The sequence below is a fragment of the Halomonas sp. genome (assembly GCF_031581305.1).
In the GTDB taxonomy this organism is placed as follows: Bacteria; Pseudomonadota; Gammaproteobacteria; order Pseudomonadales; family Halomonadaceae; genus Halomonas.
The window spans coordinates 1-19,687 of record NZ_JAVLBC010000032.1; the positions used below are offsets into that span (position 1 = coordinate 1).

Annotated in this window: 20 protein-coding genes; 8 read left to right on the plus strand and 12 right to left on the minus strand. The window is 66.3% G+C overall.

All coding sequences use genetic code 11. The annotated features are described in order from the left end of the window. The 11 genes from RI841_RS16505 to rpsB all read right to left on the minus strand — a co-directional run. Positions 1–159 (minus strand): response regulator transcription factor (locus RI841_RS16505; RefSeq protein WP_405000912.1); only part of this gene is annotated, 159 nt, incomplete at its 3' end. Positions 160–186: 27 nt separating this feature from the next. Beyond that, positions 187–693 carry an OmpH family outer membrane protein gene (locus RI841_RS04580; RefSeq protein WP_310704397.1) on the minus strand — a complete coding sequence of 169 codons (507 nt, stop codon included), beginning with the start codon at positions 691–693 and terminating at the stop codon, positions 187–189. A 28-nt stretch (positions 694–721) separates the two neighbouring features. After that, complete coding sequence (gene bamA, locus RI841_RS04585) at positions 722–3,067, minus strand: outer membrane protein assembly factor BamA (RefSeq protein WP_310704399.1); 2,346 nt, start codon at positions 3,065–3,067, stop codon at positions 722–724. Between the two features lie 87 nt (positions 3,068–3,154). After that, on the minus strand, positions 3,155–4,513 hold the full coding sequence (gene rseP / locus RI841_RS04590) for an RIP metalloprotease RseP (RefSeq protein WP_310704400.1): 1,359 nt from the start codon (positions 4,511–4,513) through the stop codon (positions 3,155–3,157). A 42-nt stretch (positions 4,514–4,555) separates the two neighbouring features. Next, the gene (ispC, locus tag RI841_RS04595; RefSeq protein WP_310704417.1) at positions 4,556–5,728 is read right to left on the minus strand and encodes a 1-deoxy-D-xylulose-5-phosphate reductoisomerase; all 1,173 of its coding nucleotides are present in this window, start codon (positions 5,726–5,728) and stop codon (positions 4,556–4,558) included. 2 nt (positions 5,729–5,730) lie between these two features. Then, positions 5,731–6,531, minus strand: coding sequence for a phosphatidate cytidylyltransferase (locus RI841_RS04600; RefSeq protein ID WP_310704401.1), 801 nt, complete (start codon positions 6,529–6,531; stop codon positions 5,731–5,733). Then, on the minus strand, positions 6,524–7,312 hold the full coding sequence (uppS, locus tag RI841_RS04605; protein WP_310704402.1) for a polyprenyl diphosphate synthase: 789 nt from the start codon (positions 7,310–7,312) through the stop codon (positions 6,524–6,526). The genes RI841_RS04600 and uppS overlap by 8 nt, the downstream gene beginning before the upstream one ends. Positions 7,313–7,430: 118 nt before the next feature. Beyond that, on the minus strand, positions 7,431–7,988 hold the full coding sequence (frr, locus tag RI841_RS04610) for a ribosome recycling factor (protein ID WP_310704419.1): 558 nt from the start codon (positions 7,986–7,988) through the stop codon (positions 7,431–7,433). Positions 7,989–7,992: 4 nt separating this feature from the next. Further along, on the minus strand, positions 7,993–8,760 hold the full coding sequence (pyrH, locus tag RI841_RS04615; protein WP_310704403.1) for a UMP kinase: 768 nt from the start codon (positions 8,758–8,760) through the stop codon (positions 7,993–7,995). A gap of 114 nt (positions 8,761–8,874) precedes the next feature. Beyond that, positions 8,875–9,744 (minus strand): translation elongation factor Ts, encoded by an 870-nt coding sequence (tsf, locus tag RI841_RS04620; protein WP_310704404.1) that lies wholly within the window; start codon positions 9,742–9,744, stop codon positions 8,875–8,877. 140 nt (positions 9,745–9,884) lie between these two features. Next, complete coding sequence (gene rpsB, locus RI841_RS04625; protein ID WP_310704405.1) at positions 9,885–10,631, minus strand: 30S ribosomal protein S2; 747 nt, start codon at positions 10,629–10,631, stop codon at positions 9,885–9,887. A gap of 296 nt (positions 10,632–10,927) precedes the next feature. Between rpsB and map the strand changes: the two genes are divergently transcribed. The 7 genes from map (at position 10,928) to RI841_RS04660 (ending at position 18,731) form a co-directional block, all read left to right on the plus strand. Further along, positions 10,928–11,719 (plus strand): type I methionyl aminopeptidase, encoded by a 792-nt coding sequence (gene map, locus RI841_RS04630; protein WP_310704406.1) that lies wholly within the window; start codon positions 10,928–10,930, stop codon positions 11,717–11,719. Positions 11,720–11,729: 10 nt separating this feature from the next. Continuing rightward, positions 11,730–14,411 carry a [protein-PII] uridylyltransferase gene (locus tag RI841_RS04635; protein ID WP_310704407.1) on the plus strand — a complete coding sequence of 894 codons (2,682 nt, stop codon included), beginning with the start codon at positions 11,730–11,732 and terminating at the stop codon, positions 14,409–14,411. Positions 14,412–14,571: 160 nt separating this feature from the next. Beyond that, the gene (gene dapC / locus RI841_RS04640) at positions 14,572–15,771 is read left to right on the plus strand and encodes a succinyldiaminopimelate transaminase (RefSeq protein ID WP_310704408.1); all 1,200 of its coding nucleotides are present in this window, start codon (positions 14,572–14,574) and stop codon (positions 15,769–15,771) included. Then, complete coding sequence (locus tag RI841_RS04645) at positions 15,771–16,109, plus strand: arsenate reductase (RefSeq protein ID WP_310704409.1); 339 nt, start codon at positions 15,771–15,773, stop codon at positions 16,107–16,109. Before dapC ends, RI841_RS04645 begins: the two co-directional genes overlap by 1 nt. Before the next feature lie 43 nt (positions 16,110–16,152). Next, positions 16,153–17,178 (plus strand): 2,3,4,5-tetrahydropyridine-2,6-dicarboxylate N-succinyltransferase, encoded by a 1,026-nt coding sequence (gene dapD, locus RI841_RS04650; RefSeq protein ID WP_310704410.1) that lies wholly within the window; start codon positions 16,153–16,155, stop codon positions 17,176–17,178. Next, complete coding sequence (dapE, locus tag RI841_RS04655) at positions 17,165–18,337, plus strand: succinyl-diaminopimelate desuccinylase (protein ID WP_310704411.1); 1,173 nt, start codon at positions 17,165–17,167, stop codon at positions 18,335–18,337. The genes dapD and dapE overlap by 14 nt, the downstream gene beginning before the upstream one ends. Before the next feature lie 7 nt (positions 18,338–18,344). After that, entirely contained in the window at positions 18,345–18,731 is a 387-nt protein-coding gene (locus RI841_RS04660; protein ID WP_310704413.1) for a hypothetical protein, read from the plus strand. Between the two features lie 80 nt (positions 18,732–18,811). On the opposite strand, the gene RI841_RS04665 is transcribed toward RI841_RS04660, so the two are convergent. Then, entirely contained in the window at positions 18,812–19,276 is a 465-nt protein-coding gene (locus RI841_RS04665; protein WP_310704415.1) for a cold-shock protein, read from the minus strand. 98 nt (positions 19,277–19,374) lie between these two features. Between RI841_RS04665 and RI841_RS04670 the strand changes: the two genes are divergently transcribed. After that, on the plus strand, positions 19,375–19,620 hold the full coding sequence (locus RI841_RS04670; protein WP_310704416.1) for a SlyX family protein: 246 nt from the start codon (positions 19,375–19,377) through the stop codon (positions 19,618–19,620). The last annotated feature ends 67 nt before the right edge of the window (positions 19,621–19,687 follow it).

The window sequence follows — 19,687 nt, forward strand, 5'->3', positions numbered from 1 at the left end:
GACGATTCCTTGTTGCCAGGCCATGGCTATTGCTTCGGCCCGGCTGGAGACTCCCAGCTTGGAGAGTATGTTGCGCATGTGGAACTTGACAGTCGCGATACTGATCACCAGGCGCTCGGCGATCTCGGCCAGTGTGAGGGTTCGGGCGTCTCGGTTCATGGGGACTCGTGTCGTGGGGCGGCCGGCTCAATAGAGAGTGTTGAGGATCTCGGTGACTTCCCCGGTCAGATCCTGCAGCTCCCGTTCGGCGTGCAGTACGCCGTTGGGGTCCACCAGCACTTCGACCCCGTGGCGGTCGATGACCTGCTGGACGGCCTGATCCAGCTTGGGCTCGGCCTGCTGGAGGAACTGTTGCTCGGACTGCTGGCGCGCCTGGCCGATCTCCTGGCGCAGCTGCTCGAAGCGCTGCCCCTTCTGCTGGAATTCCTGCATGGCCGTGCGCCGCTTGGTCTCGGTCATGCTCTCCCCCTGCTGTTGCAGGCGCTGCTGCATCTGCTGAAGTTCCTGGCCCAGAGCCTCGGCCTCCTGCTGCTGGCCGGCGAGGCGGTTACGCAGCTCGTTCATGGAACGCTGGGCGGCATCGGTTTCCATCAGCGCAGTGCGCCAGTCGAGCACGGCCACTTCCTCGGCCTGGGCCGGCAGGGTGACGGCGGCCAGCAGGCCGAAGCAGAGGGCGGCGGACAACTTGCGCATGGTAGGGACTCCTCGGTAGAGGGCCGGATCAAAAGGTCTGACCCAGCGAGAACTGGAAGAACTGGGTGTCGTCACCGTCCTTCTCGTTGAGCGGCTCGGCGACGCTGAAGGTCAGCGGTCCCACCGGCGTCAGCCAGGAGAGGCCGACCCCTGCGCTGTAGCGAAGCTCGCCAAGATCGACGCCGGATTCGCAGCTAGAGCTATCGCCATCCAACACCTCGTAGCAGTCGGTCAGGAAGGTATTGCCGGCATCCAGGAACAGCGAGGCCTGCAGGGAGCGCTGGTCCTCGACGAAGGGCAGCGGGAAGAGCACCTCGGCGCTGCCTTCTACCAGGACGTTGCCGCCCAGGGTGCGGTCGTTGCCACTGGAATCGGCCGGGGCAGTGGTGGCCGGCCCCAGGGTGTTGCCGGTAAAGCCGCGTACCGACCCCAGGCCGCCGGAGAAAAAGTTCTCATAGAACGGATAGGGGTCGTTGCCGACGGTATCCGCGTAGCCCAGCTCGCCGCTGAACTTCAGGCCCCAGGTCTGCTCCTCGTTGAAAGGGAGAATCTGGCGGGCCCGGGCGCGCAGCTTGTAGTACTCGGCGTCGCTGCCCGGCACCGCACTCTCCAGGGATAGGCGCTGGTAGTTGCCGGCGGTGGGCATGATGCCGCGGTTGAGGTTGTTGCGGGTCCAGCTGGCGCTCAGCTTCAGGCTCTGGGCATCGCTTCCCTGGTCCTCCACATAGCGCTGGATCTCGGAGGCCGTGTCGCGGTAAGTCCTGATGGTCAGGTCCTCGGCGGAAGCCCCGAAATTCAGGCGGGTCAGCTCGTTGATCGGATAGCCGAAGTTGATGCCCCCACCATAGGCGTCGGTGGAATAAGTCGAGATATCGGAGTCCTCGTAGTCGGTCTCGCGATAGAAGAGATTATAGCCGCGTGAGATGCCGTTCAGGGTCCAGTAGGGGTCGGTGAAACCGAAGTTGAGGCTGGTGAAGGTATCGCTGCGCTGGGCACCGATGTTGACCCGGTTACCGGTGCCCAGGAAGTTGTTCTGGGACAGCGAGGCGCCGTAGATCACCCCGGCGCTCTGAGAAAAGCCGATGCTGGCCGAGATCGACCCGGAAGGCTGCTCCTCCACGGTATAGGTAACGTCCAGTTGGTCGGGTTCGCCGGCTACCGGGCGCGTTTCCACGTCAACCTGCTTGAAAAAGCCCAGGCGCTCCAGGCGCTGGCGCGACTGGCTGATTGACTCAGTGGACGCCGGCGCGCCTTCCATCTGGATCATCTCGCGCCGCAGCACCTCATCCTGGGTAGTGGTGTTGCCAGCGAACTCGATACGCCGCACGTAGGCCCGGCGCCCCGGCTCGACGCGGAAGGTCAGGTCCACGGTGCCACCGGTGGTAGCGACCTCGGGGATGCCGTCCACGTTGGCGAAGGCAAAGCCCTCGGCCCCCAGCCGAGAACGCAGGGCCTCCGTGGAGGCGGTGACGTCGCTGCGCGAGAAGATCTCGCCGGTTTCCACCTCCAGCAGTTCGCGGGCTTCGCGCTCGGGAATCCTCAACTCACCGGCGAAGCGGATATCGCCCAGCCGGTACTGTCGCCCCTCGTCGATGTTCACGGTAACGAAGATCCGCGACTTGTCGGGGCTGATCGAGACCTGGGAAGACTCGATATTGAAATTCACGTAGCCGCGGTCCAGGTAGAAGGAGCGGAGTCGCTCCAGGTCGCCGGACAGGGCTTCGCGGGAGTACTCGTCGCTGGAAAACCAGCCGAAGAACCAGCCCGGCTTGTCATCGAGCTCGAAGACATCGCGCAGCTCGTCATCGTCGAAGTCGCGGTTACCGACGATGTTGATCTGGCGGATCTTGGCCACCGCCCCCTCGTCGATGTCGATGATGACCTGGACCTGGCCTTCGCCAACCTCCTCGACGGAGGTATCGATCCGCGCGCTGTAGCGCCCCTGGGACTGATAGACCCCTTCCAGCTCGCGCTGGATCTCCTCGAGGGTGGAGAGCTGCAGCACCTGGCCCTCCTCCAGCCCGGCCTGCTTGAGGCCGTTGCGCAGGTCCTCGTCGGGGATCTGGTTGTTGCCCTCGATGTTGAGGCGCGCGATGGTCGCTCGCTCGACGACCTGGATAATCAGCACGTCGCCCTCGCGGGCCAGGCTGACGTCCTCGAAGAGGCCAGTGGCGAAGAGCTCTCGGGCCGCCTCGGCGAGTTCGCGCTCGTCGACGCGGTCGCGGGCACTGACAGGAAAGGCATTGAACACGGAGGCAGGGGAGACACGCTGCAGCCCCTCAACCCTTATGTCGGAAACGTCAAAAGGTTCCGCCAGTGCCGCCTGGGCACCTACGAGCAGCAGCGCCGCCAGTCCGATGGTCTTGATTTTCATGCAGTCGATTCGCTCGCGTTGATCTGCCGTCCTGTCCAGACAGGCACCTTATACATTTGTACTGGCCACTGACAAGCCGCCGCCCGGCTACCAGAGCCGCATGAGGTCGAAATAGAGCGCCATCAGCATCAGGGTGCCGACCAGCGCCAGGCCGACGCGCAGGCCCACGGCCTGGGTCTGTTCGGACACTGGGCGACCGCGCACCACCTCGACCAGGTAATAGAGCAGGTGGCCGCCGTCGAGCACCGGAATCGGCAGCAGGTTGAGCACTCCCAGACTGATGGACAGGTAGGCCAGGAAGCTGACGAAGCTCTCGAGGCCACTGCGCGCCGATTCGCCGGCAATCCGGGCGATGGTAATGGGCCCGGAGAGGTTCGAGGGCGAGATGAGACCCACCACCATCTTGCGAATGGCCCCCAGGGTCAGCACCGTCATCTCGCCGGTACGCTCCAAGGACTGACCCACGGCGGCCAGCGGGCCGTAGCGGATCTCGCGACGGTACTCGTCGGGCCAGCTGACGGCCTCGACACCGGCACCGATGTAGCCGATGGCCACGCCCTCCTCAAGCTCGCTGCGGCCGGGCGTGACGGTGAGCTCGAGCCGTTCCCCGTCGCGAAGCACCGTGAGGTCGAGGGGCTCGCCGGGGCTGGCGCGGACCCGATCGACGAAGGCCATCCAGTCCGCCACTGGCTCGCCGTTCACCGCGACGACCTGGTCGCCCATCTGCAGGCCGGCCTCGGCAGCCGCCTCGCCCTCGACCAGCTGGCCCAGCACCGCCGGAATCTCGGGCTGCCAGGGGGTCAGCCCCAGGCTCGGCAGTGGCCGGGGCGGATCCTGGCGCACCAGCCACTCCTCCACCGGCAGGCGATAGGTCCGGGGGTCGGCAGTGGCCTCGTCACGGGCCTCGACCTCGAGTTCGCCACTCTCGCCGATGGCCGCGACCAGCTTGAGGTTGATCTCGTCCCAGGAACGCACCGCCTCGCCGCGCACCGCGGTGATCTCCTGGCCTGCCTCGAGGCCGCCACGACTGGCCGGGGAGTCCGGCGCCACGCTGCCGATCACCGGCGCCACCGTGGAGGTCCCGGCCACGAACAGCGCCCAGTAAGCCACGATGGCCAGCAGGAAGTTGGCCAGGGGCCCGGCCGCAACGACGGCGATACGCTGCCAGACGGTCTTGCGGTTGAAGGCCTGATCGAGCTGGTCGGCAGGTACCGGCCCCTCGCGCTCGTCGAGCATTTTCACATAGCCACCCAGCGGGATCGCGGCCACGGCGAACTCGGTGCCGTGGCGGTCGACGCGGGACCAGATCGGCTTGCCGAAGCCCACCGAAAAGCGCAGCACCTTCACGCCACAGCGCCGAGCCACCCAGAAGTGACCGAACTCGTGAAAGGTGATCAAGAGGCCGAGCACTACGATCACGGCCAGCACGTTCTGGATCAGGCCCAAGGCAATCTCCTTGCAGTCAACTGCATAAAGGCGCGCGTATCATTACCGCGCCAGCCAGGCGTGTGCCGCCCGCCGGGCGAGAACATCGGCCTCGAGGATGGTCTCGAGGTCTTCGGCCGGCACGACCGGGCGCTCATCACGCACCCGAGCCACCAGGTCACCGATGCCGGTGAAGCCAAGGCGGCCAGCCAGGAAGGCCTCTACCGCCACCTCATTGGCGGCATTGAGTACCGCCGGCGCCGTACCGCCAGCAGCCATGGCTTCCCGGGCCAGCCGCAGACAGGGAAAGGCCACCTCGTCGGCGGGCTCGAAGTCGAGCCGCGCAACCTGGAAGAGGTCCAGGGCTTCCACCCCGGCGTCAATGCGCTCAGGCCAGGCCAGCCCGTAGGCGATAGGAGTACGCATGTCCGGGTTGCCCAACTGAGCGATCACCGACCCGTCGCTGTAGGCCACCATGGAGTGAATCACGCTCTGGGGGTGCACCACCACCTGGACCTGGTCGGGACGGGCATCGAAGAGCCAGCACGCCTCGATCAGCTCGAGTCCCTTGTTCATCAAGGTGGCGCTATCCGCCGAGATCTTGCGCCCCATGGACCAGTTGGGATGAGCGCAAGCCTGATCCGGCGTCACGCGCGCCAGGTCATCCTTCGACCAGCCCCGGAAGGGACCACCCGACGCGGTCAGCAGCAGCCGCGTCACCCCGTGACGCCCCAGGCCACCACGGTGCTCGATGGGTAGACACTGGTAGATGGCATTATGTTCGGAATCGATGGGCAGCAGGGTCGCCCCATGGCGCGTCACGGCGTCCATGAACAGCGCCCCGGACATCACCAGGGCCTCCTTGTTGGCCAGCAGCAATCGCTTGCCGGCCTTCACCGCGGCAAGCGTCGGCAGCAGGCCGGCGGCACCGACGATGGCTGCCATCACGGTATCGACCTCGCGGGCCTCGGCCACCTCGACCAGCGCCTCCCGACCAGCCCACACCTCGGTGGCCAACCCCGCCTCGGCCAACTGGGCACGCAGCCAGGCGGCGTCCTCTTCGGCATCGAGCACGGCCACCGCCGGCTGGTGTTGCCGGCACTGGGCCAGTAGTGCTTCCCGGGAGCGGTGGGCGGTCAGGGCATGCACCCGGTAGCGTTCCGGGTGGCGGGCGAGCACGTCCAGGGTGCTTGTGCCGATAGAGCCAGTGGCGCCCAGCACGGTCACGTGATGCAGGCTCACAGCACCCCCCCGTGCAACAGGGCGAAGAGTGGCACCGCCGCGGTCAGGCTGTCGACACGATCGAGCACTCCGCCATGGCCGGGCAGCAGCTGGCTGGAGTCCTTGATGCCGCGATGGCGCTTGAGCATGCTCTCGAGCAGATCGCCCAGCACCGAGGCCAGCGTCACCACCGCCGTCGCCAGCAGCAACAGCAGGCCGCTGGCGACGCCGAAGCCCTGCCAGGCAGCGAAGCCGACCGCCAGCAACGAGGTGACGGCCAGGCCGCCAGCCACGCCCTCCCAGGTCTTGCCGGGGCTGACGCTGGGGGCCAGCTTGTGCTGACCGAGGGCCCGGCCGATGAAGTAGGCGCCGATGTCGGCACCCCATACCAGCAGCAGCACGAAGAGCAGCCAGACCGCACCGCCCTCGCGCAGCACGTTGAAGCCCACCCAGGTCGGCAGTAGCACCCAGAGCCCCATGGCCAGACGTACGCCGGTCGATTGCCATTGCGCGAGACGCGCGGGATAGCCGGTTACCCAGTAGAGGTTAACCAGCCAGCCCAGCGCCCCGAGCCACAGCGGCCAGGTTGACAGCACGGTACCGGTCGCCCAGCACAGCGTCATCAGCACGGCGAGGCCCACGACCGGAAGCAGCCGCCGGCCCGGCGAGGTGATGCCAGCCAGGTTGGCCCACTCCCAGGCGGCAAGCAGCACGATGGCGGCGGTAAAGAGACGGAACCCCTCGTCCTCCAGGCCGAACAGGCCGAACAGAGCCAGGGGGACCAGCCAGGCCGCGGTGAGGATCCGTTGTCTAAGCACCCTGCGCCTCGATCTGTTCGTCGGTCATGCCGAAGCGCCGCTGACGCCCCTGGAAGTCGGCCAGTGCACGGTCGAAGGCGGCACCATTGAAGTCAGGCCACAGCACGGGAGTGAAATGGAGCTCGGCATAGGCCATCTGCCAGAGCAGGAAGTTGGAGATGCGTTTCTCGCCGCTGGTTCGGATGCACAGGTCCACCGGGGCATCCCCGGACAGGCTCACCTCCTCGTCGAGGGCCCGCTCGTCGACCGCCTCGGGCTCGAGCTCACCGACGGCGACCCGCTCGGCCAGCCGTCGGGCGGCAGCGGCGATGTCCCAACGCCCCCCATAGTTGGCGGCGATCACAAGGTGCAGGCCGGTGTTATCCTGCGTCAGCGCCTCGGCGCTGGCGATATGCTTCTGGATCGAGGCGGAGAAACCGCTGCGGTCCCCGATCACCGACAGGCGGATGCCGTGCCGGTGGAGCTTCTTGACCTCTCGCCTGAGCGCCATCAGGAAGAGCTCCATCAGAGCATTGACCTCGCTGGCGGGCCGCTTCCAGTTCTCGCTGGAAAAGGCGAACAGCGTCAGGGTCTCGATGCCGCGCTCGGCGGCACGGCGAATGACGGCACGCACCGCCTCGACGCCGGCATGATGGCCACGCACGCCGGAGAGGCCACGCGCCTTCGCCCAGCGGTTGTTGCCGTCCATGATGATGGCCACGTGGCGCGGCAGGGGTGCATTGCCGAGAGCGGGCCCGTCGTCGGCTGTGGCCCCGGAGCGGGGAGACTGCGGTGACGTCATGGTGTCTCGCATGGCGGGTAAGAGCATGAAGGCCGGCGAACCGCGGACGCGTCGCCCACGGTCCGCCGAGGGGCGATCCGTCGCCGGCGGCGCCGTTCGTCGGTGCCGCCCGCCGTCCTCACACCTGCATCAGATCGTGTTCCTTGGACTCCAGCGCCTTGTCGATCTCGGCGATAATGCTGTCAGTGAGCTTCTGGATGGTCTCCTCGGCCTGATGCTGCTCGTCCTCGGTAATCTCCTTCTCCTTGAGCAGCGACTTGAGATCACCATTGGCATCGCGACGCACATTGCGCACTGCGACCCGGGCATGCTCCGCTTCCTGGCGGGCCTGCTTGATGTAGCCCTTGCGCGTCTCCTCGGTGAGCATCGGCATGGGCACGCGGATCACGCTGCCGGCGCTTGCCGGGTTGAGGCCGAGATCGGAGCTCATGATGGCCTTCTCGATCTTGGGCACCATCTGTTGCTCCCAAGGCATCACGGTCAGGGTCCGGGCATCCTCGACGTTGATCGAGGCCACCTGGTTGAGCGGCACCTGGCCACCGTAGTAGTCCACGGTCACCGAATCCAGGATGCTGGAGTGCGCCCGACCGGTACGGATCTTGTTGAAGTTCTGGTGAAGAGACTCGAGGCTCTTCTTCATGCGACTCTGCGCATCCTTCTTGATGTCGTCGATCACTGTCTCACCCTCTGTCAATCAGCGTGCCTTCCTTGCCACCCACCACCAGGTTCAGCAGGGCACCCGGCTTGTTCATGTTGAAGACCCGCACTGGCATATCATGGTCCCGCACCAGACAGATAGCGGTCAAATCCATTACTCCTAGCTTCTGGTCGAGCGCATCGTCATAAGACAGCTGCTCGTACTTGACCGCATCGGGGTGCTTGACCGGGTCCTTGTCGTAGACCCCGTCGACCTTGGTGGCCTTGACCACCACGTCGGCGTCGATCTCGATACCGCGCAGGCAGGCCGCGGAGTCCGTGGTGAAGAAGGGGTTGCCGGTGCCGGCAGAGAACAGTACCACGTCCCCTGAGGTCAGGTAGCGGATAGCGGTCCGGCGGTCATAATGCTCCACCACGCCACTCATCGGAATCGCCGACATCACCCGCGAGCGGATGTTGGAGCGCTCCAGGGCATCGCGCATGGCCAGGGCATTCATCACCGTGGCCAGCATGCCCATATGGTCACCGGTGACCCGGTCCATGCCCGCCTCGTGCAGGGCCGCCCCACGGAAGAGGTTGCCGCCACCGACGACGATGCCGACCTGGACGCCGATCCCTACCAGCTGACCGATCTCCAGCGCCAGGCGATCCAGCACCTTGGGGTCAATGCCGAACTCGGCATCGCCGGTCAAGGCCTCGCCGGAGAGCTTGAGCAGGATACGCTTGTACTTGGACACCTCGGCGCGGGTCTTTTCGGGCTTGCTGGGGGCGGGGTGATCGGCACTGGTCATGGGGTGTCTCCCGGTTCTCGACGCATGGGACCTGGTGGAAGGCCGGAATGACCGGCCGGATACGCGAAGGCGTGCGCTTGCGCGCACGCCATCGTCACACTGGAACCTGCGACCTCAGCTGCGCTTGGCCTGTTCCATCACTTCCTGGGCGAAGTCGACCTCTTCCTTCTCGATGCCCTCGCCCACCTCGAAGCGGGTGAAACCGATCACCTCGCCGCCGGCCGCCTTGACGAACTCGGCCACGGACTGGTCCGGGTTCTTGACGAAGGGCTGCTCGGTCAAGCTGTTCTCGGCCAGGTACTTCTTGAGACGGCCCTGGACCATCTTCTCGGCGATCTGCTCGGGCTTGCCAGCCATGTCGGGCTGAGCCAGGATAATCGCCTTCTCGGCGTCCAACTGCTCCTGGGGCATGTCCTCGGGGCGAGCCACGGTCGGGTTGATGGCGGCAACGTGCATGGCGACATCCTTGGCCACCTCGGAATTGCTGCCCTTGAGCACGGTCAGCACGCCGATGCGGCCGCCATGAACATACTCGCCCACCAGGTTGCCGTCGCCGGCCTCGACCACGACGCAGCGACGCACGCCGATGTTCTCGCCGATCTTCTGCACCAGCTGCTCGCGAGCGGTTTCGAGCTCACCCGCCATGACGGCGGCCACGTCCTCGCTCTTGGCGGCGAAGAAGGCATCGGCGATCTTCTCGGCGAAGGCCTTGAAGTTGTCGTCACGAGCGACGAAGTCGGTCTCGGAATTGATCTCGACCATCACGCCGTAGCTGCCGTCCTCGGCCACGCGGGTGACCACGGCACCTTCGGCGGCGGTACGGCCGGCCTTCTTGGCGGCCTTGAGGCCGGAATTCTTGCGCAGGTTCTCGATGGCCTGCTCGATGTCACCATCGGTCTCGGTGAGCGCCTTCTTGCACTCCATCATGCCGAGCCCGGTGCGCTCGCGCAGTTCCTTGACTTGGGAGGCGCTGATAGCTGCCATGGTAGTGTCCTCTGAATGGTTCGACCTGGAATAGGTAGCGGAAAGAAGAGAGGAAAGGGGGCCTGGGCCCCCTTACGCCTGTCCGGCAGGCCGCCACCGGAGTGGTGGCGGCACGGCGACCGACCCAGGCGGGTCGACGATCACTCGGCGGCGGCGTCGCTCTGGCTCTCTTCGGCTTCGGTGACCTCGACGAACTCGTCGGGACGGCCTTCCTTCGCACGGGCACAGGCGTCGGCGATGGCCTTGACGTAGATCTGAAGGGCGCGGATGGAGTCATCGTTACCCGGGATCACGTAGTCAACGCCATCGGGGTCGGAGTTGGTATCCACCACGCCGATGACCGGGATGCCCAGCTTGTTCGCCTCGTTGATGGCGATGCGCTCATGATCGACGTCGATCACGAAGAGGGCATCGGGCAGGCCGCCCATTTCCTTGATACCACCCACGGACCGCTCGAGCTTGTCCTGCTCGCGGGTCGCCATCAGCACTTCCTTCTTGGTCAACTTCTCGAAGGTGCCGTCCTCGTGCATGGCCTCGAGTTCGCGCAGGCGCTTGATGGAGACGCGGATGGTCTTGTAGTTGGTCAGCATGCCACCGAGCCAGCGATGGTTGACGAAGGGCTGGCCGACGCGATTGGCCTCTTCCTTGACGATCTTGCTCGCGCTGCGCTTGGTGCCGACGAACAGGATCTTGTTGTTGGCCGCTGCCATCTTCTCGACCACATCGACGGCCTCGTTGAGGGCCGGCAGAGTGTGCTCGAGGTTGATGATGTGGATCTTGTTGCGAGCGCCGAAGATGTACTTGCTCATCTTCGGGTTCCAGTACTTGGTCTGGTGACCGAAGTGAGCACCTGCCTTCAGCAGGTCACGCATATTGACGTGTGCCATGGATGACTCCTGGAAAATCGGGTTAGGCCTCCACGCACCCCATGGATCCGACCGTCGCATCATCGAGGGATGACCACGACAGCACCCGGGACCATGTGACGGTGCATGTGTGATTTCAAGGCATTGCATTGATTGAGCGCACTTCCCGGGGCTCACCGAGGCGCCGACGGGTCGGCAGGGCTCCGCGATTGCAGGAAAGCGCGCAGCTTTATACCATGGATGGCCTCCGAGATGAAGTCGCCCGATGCTCGAGCCCGCCATTGTCGGGTCGACACCACCCCCTGATTCGAGATTCCATGAACGTACCCATCAAGACACCCGACGAGATCGAGAAGATGCGCGAGGCCGGCCGCCAGGCCGCCAGCGTGTTCGAGATGCTCATCCCCCATGTGAAGGCAGGCGTGAGCACCGGCAAGCTGGATCGACTGTGTCACGACTACATCGTCGACGAGCTGGGTTCTACCCCGGCACCGCTCAACTATCACGGCTTCCCCAAGTCGATCTGCACCTCGATCAACCACGTGGTCTGCCACGGCATCCCGGATGACGCCAAGAAGCTCAAGAAGGGCGACATCATGAACATCGACATCACCGTGAAGACCGCCGACGGCTACCACGGCGACTCCAGCATGATGTTCATCATCGGCGAAACCATCCAGGGCGAGCGGCTCTGCCGGGTCACCCAGGAGTGCCTCTACCGCAGTATCGCCCTGGTGCGCCCGGGTGTGCACCTCTCCGAGCTTGCCCGCGCCATCCAGTCCCACGCCGAGGACAACGGTTATTCGGTGGTGCGCGACTTCTGCGGGCATGGCATCGGCGCCGGCTTCCATGAGGATCCTCAGATCCTCCACTACGACGGTTATGCCCCGGGGGCCGACATCGCCCTAGAGGAGGGCATGTGCTTCACCATCGAGCCGATGATCAATGTCGGCGACCATCGCACCAAGGTGCTGCGCGACGGCTGGACCGCGGTGACCAAGGACAGGAGCCTGACCGCCCAGTGGGAGCACACCCTGCTGGTCACCGCGACGGGCGTGGAGGTACTCACGGCTCGTAGCGACGAAGACCTCTCTTTCCTCGACCGCTGAGTCGACCGCCATGCTCCTGCACCACTACCGCTTCGTCCCCGACGACAGCCTCTTCGATGTCGAGGCCTTCCGGGCCGAGCTCACCGGCGAGCGCTCGCCGATCGCCCCCTTCAAGGCGGCGCTGCGCGGCATTCAAGCCCGCCTCGACGAGCGCTTCCGCGCCGGCGCCGACATCCGCGACCTGGTGCACGGCCGGGCCTGGTGCCTGGATCGCCTGCTGGCCATCGCCTGGGAACAGCACGCCTGGCCCGATGACGGGGTGGCCCTGCTTGCCGTGGGCGGCTACGGCCGTGGCGAGCTGCACCCCCACTCCGATATCGACCTGCTGCTGCTGCTCGAGCACGATGACGACGCCCCCTACCGGGAAGCCCTCACCGCCTTTATCACCTTCCTGTGGGACATCGGGCTGGAGATCGGCCACAGCGTGCGCTCGCTTGCCGACTGCGAGCGCGAGGCCGAGGCCGACGTGACGGTGATCACCAACCTGCTCGAGACTCGCACCCTGGCCGGGCCCGAGCGCCTGCGCGAGGCGATGCAGACACGCCTTGCCACCGATCGGCTGTGGCCGGCGGATCGCTTCTTCGAGGCCAAGTGGCAGGAGCAGATCAGCCGTCATTACCGCTACAACAACTCCGAGTACCACCTCGAGCCCAACATCAAGAGCTCGCCCGGCGGGCTGCGCGACATCCAGATGATCGGCTGGGTGGCCAAGCGCCACTTCGGCACCCAGCGTTACGAGGACCTCGTCGCGGGCGGCTTCATGAATGACCCCGAATTGCGCATCCTCAGTCAGGGCCAGGCTTTCCTGTGGCAAGTACGCTACGCCCTGCACATGCTCACCGAGCGCGCCGAGGACCGCCTGCTGTTCGACCACCAGCGTACCATCGCCGAACTGTTCGGCTACCGCGACACGCCGGAGCGCCTGGCCGTGGAGCAGTTCATGAAGCGCTACTACCGCCATGTCACGGCGCTGGCCGGGCTCAACGACATGCTGCTGCAGCACTTCGACGAGGCGATCCTGCATGCCGGCGAGGCGCTCATCACCATCCCCCTCAACGAACGCTTCGAGATCAAGGGCGGCTATATCCAGGCGCGCTCGCGTCATGTCTTCCGCAAACGCCCCTCGGCACTTCTCGAACTCTTCCTGTTGATGGCCGAGCACCCCGAGATCGAGGGGGTACGTGCCGACACCATCCGCCTGATCCGTGACCACCGCCACCAGATCGACGATCTCTACCGCGACGACCTGCGCCACCAGAGCCTGTTCATGGCCCTGCTTCGCTCCGGCGGCAACGTGGCCCGCCAGCTGCAGCGCATGAACCGCTATGGCGTACTCGGCAAGTACCTGCCCGAGTTCGGCCAGGCGGTGGGGCTGATGCAGCACGACCTCTTCCATATCTATACCGTGGATGCCCATACGCTACGCCTGCTCAAGTGCATCCACCGCTTCCGCAAGCCCGAGGCGAAGGAGGAGTTCCCGGTCGCCGCCAACCTGATCCACCAACTGCCCAAGCTGGAGCTGCTGTGGATCGCCGGCCTCTATCATGACATCGGCAAGGGGCGCGGCGGCGACCACTCGACCCTCGGCGCCCGGGATGCCGAGGCCTTCTGCGAGCGTCACGGGCTCTCCAGCCGCGACACTCGCCTGGTCGGCTGGCTGGTGGAGCATCACCTGGTGATGTCCATGGTGGCCCAGAAGCGCGACATCACCGACCCCGATGTGATCGCCGACTTCGCGCGCCTGGTCGGCGACGAGACCCGGCTTGACTACCTCTATGTGCTGACGGTAGCCGACATCAACGCCACCAACCCGACCCTGTGGAACGGCTGGCGGGCCTCGCTGCTGCGCCAGCTGCACGGTGAGACCAAGCGCGCCCTGCGCCGCGGCCTCGAGAACCCCCTGGAGCGTGATGACTGGGTGCAGGAAACGCGCAGCGAGGCCCACTCGCTGCTGGCTTCGGTGGGCGCCGACATGGCCCGGGTCGACCGACTCTGGGAGTCGCTGGGTGAGGACTACTTCCTGCAGTACGCGCCCAGCGAGATCGTCTGGCAGACCCAGGGCATCCTCGACCACGGCGACAGCCAGCTGCCGCTGATCCTGATCAATGCCCCTACCGACGACATGGCCGAGGGCGGCACCAAGGTCTTCATCCACACCCGCTCGGTGGATGACCTTTTCGCCGCTACCGCCGCCGCCATGGACCAGGTGGGGTTGTCGATCCACGATGCCCGCATCGCCACCTCCAGCAACGACTGGACGCTGAACACCTTCATCGTGCTCGACGACCACGGCCAGGCGATCCGCGACCGTGAGCGCATCGAGGAGATCCGCCGCCACCTGGTGGAGGAACTCGACGACCCGGACGACTACCCGCAGATCGTTACCCGGCATACCCCGCGCCAGCTCAAGCACTTCCGGGTGCCTACCGAGGTCAGCATCGAGCAGGACCCGGCCAACGAGCGCACCCTGCTCGAGCTCGTCGCGCCCGACCGCCCCGGCCTGTTGGCCCGGGTGGGACGCATCTTCATGGAGCAGGACATCGCGCTATCCGCGGCCAAGATCGCCACCCTGGGCGAACGGGTCGAGGACGTCTTCTTCATCACCGACAAGGCCGGCGCACCGCTCACCGACCCGGAACGCCAGCAGTGTCTTCGCGAGCGCCTCATCGAGGCCCTCGCCATCCCCGGCTGACGCCACCCGCCGGGCAAGAGGACGGCCCGGCGTTTGAGGCGACCCCGGGGCTTCCCTATAATCGATGCCCTGCCTGCCCGTGTGCCGCCACTGAGACGCGGGCCACCACCGACAACGACGCCGGACGCTTCTTTACTGTCCGAGGCGCACCTGGACACCCATGAACCCCGACCTCGATGCCCTCAAGCCCTACCCTTTCGAGAAGCTCGCCGCGCTCAAGGCCGGCGTGACACCGCCCGAGGGACTGTCACACATCCCGCTGACCATCGGCGAACCTCAGCATTCGCCCTTCGCCGCCGCGCTCGAGACGCTCATGGCCCACCGCCAGGATTTCGCCCGCTACCCGGCCACCGCCGGGACGAGCGAGCTGCGCGCGACGATCGCCGGCTGGGCAATGCGACGCTTCGGGCTGATGGGACTCGACGCCGACCACCAGGTGCTGCCGGTGAACGGCACCCGGGAGGCGATCTTCGCCTTCGTCCAGGCCGCGCTGGATCGCACTCGCCCGGCGAAGGTGGCGATACCCAACCCCTTCTATCAGATCTACGAGGGTGCCACCCTGCTCGCCGGCGGCGAGCCGCTCTACCTGGACAGCACGGCCGAGAGCGGCTTCCGTCCGGATCTGGACAGCGTGCCTGCCGAGACCTGGCGCGACGTCCAGTTGGTGTTCCTCTGCTCGCCGGGCAACCCCAGCGGGGCGGTGACGCCGCTGGCCGAATTCGAGAAGCTTATCGCCCTCGCAGATGAGCACGATTTCCTGATCGCCTCGGACGAGTGCTACTCGGAGCTCTACCTGGACGAGGCCTCCCCGCCGCCGGGGCTGCTCGAGGCCTGCGCGCGCCTCGGCCGCCACAGCTACCGGCGCTGCCTGGTGTTCCACTCGCTCTCCAAGCGCTCCAACCTGCCGGGACTGCGCTCCGGGTTCGTCGCCGGCGACGCCGAGCTCATCGCCCCCTTCAAGCGCTATCGCACCTATCACGGCTGCGCCATGTCGCTGCCCGTTCAGCAGGCCTCGATCACCGCCTGGAACGACGAGGCCCACGTGCGCGCCAACCGCGATGCCTACCGCGAGGCATTCACCGCGGTCACCGAGGTCCTCGCCCCGGTGATGGACTTCCCCGTCCCCGAGGCGAGCTTCTACCTGTGGCCGGCGGTACCCGGCGGGGATGACGAGGCCTTCACCCGTGCGCTCTTCGCCGAGGCGAACGTCAGCGTGCTGCCCGGCAGCTATATGGGCCGGGTTGGCAGCAGCGGCACCAACCCCGGCAGCGGCCGGCTGCGCCTGGCGCTGGTCGCCGAGGTCGAGGCCACGGCAGAGGCCGCCTGGCGCATCCGCCGCTTCATCGAGAGGAACTGCTGATGCTGACACTCTATGTGATCAAGAACTGCGACACCTGTCGCAAGGCGCGCAAGGCGCTGGACAGCAAGGGCATCCCCTACCAGGTCCACGACCTGCGCGAGGATGGCCTCTCGGCCCCGCTGCTGGAGCACATCCTGCACCGGGTGCCGGTCATGGAGGTGCTCAACAAGCGCAGCACCACCTGGCGCCAGCTCGATGACGAAGAGAAGGCCAACATCGACGCCAACAAGGCCCGCGAGCTGATGCTGGCCCACCCCACCCTGCTCAGGCGACCGCTGCTCGATACCGGCGACAAGATCCTCGTCGGCTACCGCGACGGCGACTACGACTCACTCTAGGGCCTGCCAGGCCCTCCCCCACGCTTCCAGAGGACACCATCCCATGCTGAGCTTTGCACTCGGAATCGGCACCCAGAACACCCAGGGCGACTGGCTGGAGATCTACTACCCGGCCCCGCTGCTCGACCCGGATGCCGGCCTGGTGGCCGCCGCCGCCAAGGTACTCGACGCCCCCGACGGCAATGCCGCGGTCAGCTTCCTGCCCGAGCAGTGCGCCGAACTGGCCGGCGCGCTGAAGGCCGCCGGCCACGAGGAGCAGGCCGAACTCGCCGAGTCCCTGGCCGCCAGCCGCCGACCGCTGGTGGCCATGTTCCTGGACGTGGACACCCCGCCCCAGAGCGCCCCGGAGGTCTACCTGAAGCTGCACCTGCTCTCCCACCGCCTGGTGAAGCCCCACGGCCTGGACCTCACCGGCATGTTCGGCCTGCTGCGCAATATCGCCTGGAGCAGCGAGGGGGCGATCGACGTCGAGGAGCTCCCGGCCCGGCGCCTCAAGGCCCGCCTGGAGGGACGCCCACTCTCCGTGGACTGCGTCGACAAGTTCCCCAAGATGACCGACTACGTGGTGCCCGCCGGCGTGCGCATCGGTGACACCGCCCGGGTGCGCCTGGGCGCCTATCTGGGCGAGGGCACCACGGTGATGCATGAGGGCTTCGTCAACTTCAACGCCGGCACCGAGGGGCCGGGCATGATCGAGGGCCGCATTTCCGCCGGCGTGGTGGTCGGCAAGGGCTCGGACCTCGGCGGCGGCTGCTCCACCATGGGCACCCTCTCCGGCGGCGGCAACATCGTCATCAAGGTCGGCGAGGGCTGCCTGATCGGCGCCAATGCCGGCATCGGCATCCCGCTGGGCGATCGCTGCACCGTGGAGGCCGGCCTCTACATCACCGCCGGGGCCAAAGTCACCCTGCTCGATGACAAGGGCCAGGTCGCCGACACCGTGGCCGCCCGCGACCTCGCCGGCCAGGACGATCTCCTGTTACGCCGCAACTCCCAGAACGGTCGCATCGAGTGCCTCACCAACAAGAGCGCCATCGCGCTCAACGAGGCGCTGCATGCCAACAACTGAGCCGACCGCGCTCTCCTCGACCCTGCAGCTCGCCTTCGAGCTGATCCGGCGCCCCTCGGTGACGCCGGATGATCTGGGCTGCCAGGCACTGCTGATCGAGCGCCTCGAGGCGCTCGGCTTCCGGGTCGAGCGCCTGCCCTTCGGCGACGTGGAGAACTTCTGGGCGACCCGCGGGCACCACGGGCCACTGCTTGCCTTCGCCGGCCACACCGACGTGGTGCCCAGCGGCCCCCATACCCGCTGGGACTTCCCGCCCTTCGAGCCGTGCATCGATGAGGCGGGCATGCTGCGGGGCAGAGGAGCCGCCGACATGAAGGGCAGCCTGGCAGCGATGGTCACCGCGGTGGAGCGCTTCGTGACCGCCCACCCGGACCACCACGGGCGGATCGGCTTTCTGATCACCTCCGACGAAGAGGGGCCGGCGGTAGACGGCACCCGGGCCGTGGTCGAGCACCTGCGCGAGAGCCACGACCGGCTCGACTACTGCATCGTCGGCGAACCCTCCTCCACCGACCGTCTCGGCGACGTGATCAAGAATGGTCGACGCGGTTCACTTGGCGGGGTACTGCATGTCAGGGGCATCCAGGGCCATGTGGCCTACCCGCACCTGGCGCGCAACCCCATCCACCAGGCGCTGCCGGCGCTGGATGCCCTGGCGCGGGAGCACTGGGACACCGGCAACGCCTTCTTCCCCGCCACCAGCTTCCAGGTCTCCAACATCCGCTCGGGGACCGGCGCCACCAATGTGATTCCCGGCGACGTCGAGGTGGTGTTCAACTTCCGCTTCTCCACCGAGGTGACCCACGAGCAACTGAAGCAACGCGCCGAGGCGCTGCTGGATGCCCACGGCCTCGACTACCACCTGGACTGGACGCTCAACGGCGAGCCCTTCCTCACCGCCGAGGGAGAACTGGTGGAGGCCGCCATCAGCGGCGTGGAGGATGCCATGGGGCACCGCCCCGAGCTCTCCACCGCCGGCGGCACGTCGGACGGGCGCTTCATCGCCACCCTGGGCAGCCAGGTGGTCGAGCTCGGCCCCTGCAATGCCACCATCCACCAGGTCAACGAACGAGTGCTGGCCTCGGATCTCGATGACCTCAGCCGGGTCTACGAGGCAATCCTCGCCAGACTCTTCGTCAACGGCACGGCCCGGCCCTGAGGCACTCATGCAATCCTATCCCGATATCGAGATCTACCTGGCCCACTGCGACATAGCGCGTCTGGATGCCTGGCTCCGACAGGCCATCGGCGCCGAGCCGCTGTCACCTGCAGGCAAGCGCAAATGGCGCACCCTCGGCCATCGCGATACCGGCGAGGTGCCGGTGCTGCTGGTGGAGAAGGCCGCCGACGGCTTCGCCAGCCTGTGGCTCGACAGCCCCGAAACACCCTGGGCGTCCGACGCGGAGTGTGCCCGCGAAGCCGCCGCCCGGCTGGACTGCGAGGTGCGCTGCTCGCTGGGCGGCTGGCAGCCCGGCGACGACCCGGACCGCTTCCTGCAGGTGCTGCCCGACGGTACCGAGCAGGCGATCGACTGGCCCGACTCCGGCCAGTAGCGCCGAAACGACATCGCCCCGCAGGTGCGGGGCGATGTCGTCGGCAGTGAGGAAAAGGAGCCAAGGGGAGGCAGCACTTATCAGGTGATGACGGTGACGTCGTCAGCTTGAAGTCCCCGCTCGTTCTGGATGACGTGGTAGCGCACCTTCTGGCCCTCGGCAAGAGTACGATGCCCCCGCCCGCGGATGGCCCGGAAGTGGACAAAAACATCCTCGCCGTCATCCCGGGTGATGAAGCCATAGCCCTTGTTGACATTGAACCACTTGACCTCGCCGATCTCGCGATCGTCGTCCTCGACCTCGGCCAGGTTGACCAGCTGGGGCGTCAGGGCGTTGACCGCCAGGGTGGCGACCAGCAACACCAGGAAGACTGCGGCTGCGGCGGCAAAATACACCACCGCCACGCCGCCTACCTGGAGGCTGGCAAAAAGCTCACGGGATAATACGCCGCCGGTGAGATGGACGAACAGGGCAATCAGCAGCGGGGCCGGTGCGGCCAGCAGCAGGCTGATGAGACTGCAACGAAACACGACCTTTCGATTCATGGACCTGTAAAACTCTCTTGTCGGGGTGAAAGGAAGGGAGAAACCATCATGATGGAGGTGCCACGATGAACGGCGACACTCAGCGGGAGGATTCTACCATGAGCACCGATTCGACGCCTGCCGAGCTGGCACGGCGCCTCGAGGCCCTGGAGAGCCGCATCGCCTACCAGGAGCACTGGCTCGACACACTGGACGTAGCCGTGGCCGGCCAGGAGCAGCGGATGTCAAGGCTCGAGCGCCTCAATGCCCTGATGCAGGAGCGACTGCGCGACCAGCAGCGGGCGCTGCAGGAGAACGACACGGCGACACCCCGTGCCGAAGACGAGATGCCGCCGCATTACTAGCCGCTTCGCGGCAGCCGTAAGCCGTAAGCCGTAAGCCGTAAGCCGTAAGCCGTAAGCCGTAAGCCGT

What these genes read in the sequence shown, in the direction of transcription:
- RI841_RS04580 (WP_310704397.1), bottom strand. Translation starts at nt 693, where the DNA reads ATGCGCAAGTTGTCCGCCGCCCTCTGCTTCGGCCTGCTGGCCGCCGTC.
- bamA (WP_310704399.1), bottom strand. Translation starts at nt 3,067, where the DNA reads ATGAAAATCAAGACCATCGGACTGGCGGCGCTGCTGCTCGTAGGTGCC.
- uppS (WP_310704402.1), bottom strand. Translation starts at nt 7,312, where the DNA reads ATGACGTCACCGCAGTCTCCCCGCTCCGGGGCCACAGCCGACGACGGG.
- pyrH (WP_310704403.1), bottom strand. Translation starts at nt 8,760, where the DNA reads ATGACCAGTGCCGATCACCCCGCCCCCAGCAAGCCCGAAAAGACCCGC.
- tsf (WP_310704404.1), bottom strand. Translation starts at nt 9,744, where the DNA reads ATGGCAGCTATCAGCGCCTCCCAAGTCAAGGAACTGCGCGAGCGCACC.
- rpsB (WP_310704405.1), bottom strand. Translation starts at nt 10,631, where the DNA reads ATGGCACACGTCAATATGCGTGACCTGCTGAAGGCAGGTGCTCACTTC.
- map (WP_310704406.1), top strand. Translation starts at nt 10,928, where the DNA reads ATGAACGTACCCATCAAGACACCCGACGAGATCGAGAAGATGCGCGAG.
- RI841_RS04635 (WP_310704407.1), top strand. Translation starts at nt 11,730, where the DNA reads ATGCTCCTGCACCACTACCGCTTCGTCCCCGACGACAGCCTCTTCGAT.
- dapC (WP_310704408.1), top strand. Translation starts at nt 14,572, where the DNA reads ATGAACCCCGACCTCGATGCCCTCAAGCCCTACCCTTTCGAGAAGCTC.
- RI841_RS04645 (WP_310704409.1), top strand. Translation starts at nt 15,771, where the DNA reads ATGCTGACACTCTATGTGATCAAGAACTGCGACACCTGTCGCAAGGCG.
- dapD (WP_310704410.1), top strand. Translation starts at nt 16,153, where the DNA reads ATGCTGAGCTTTGCACTCGGAATCGGCACCCAGAACACCCAGGGCGAC.
- dapE (WP_310704411.1), top strand. Translation starts at nt 17,165, where the DNA reads ATGCCAACAACTGAGCCGACCGCGCTCTCCTCGACCCTGCAGCTCGCC.
- RI841_RS04660 (WP_310704413.1), top strand. Translation starts at nt 18,345, where the DNA reads ATGCAATCCTATCCCGATATCGAGATCTACCTGGCCCACTGCGACATA.
- RI841_RS04665 (WP_310704415.1), bottom strand. Translation starts at nt 19,276, where the DNA reads ATGAATCGAAAGGTCGTGTTTCGTTGCAGTCTCATCAGCCTGCTGCTG.
- RI841_RS04670 (WP_310704416.1), top strand. Translation starts at nt 19,375, where the DNA reads ATGAGCACCGATTCGACGCCTGCCGAGCTGGCACGGCGCCTCGAGGCC.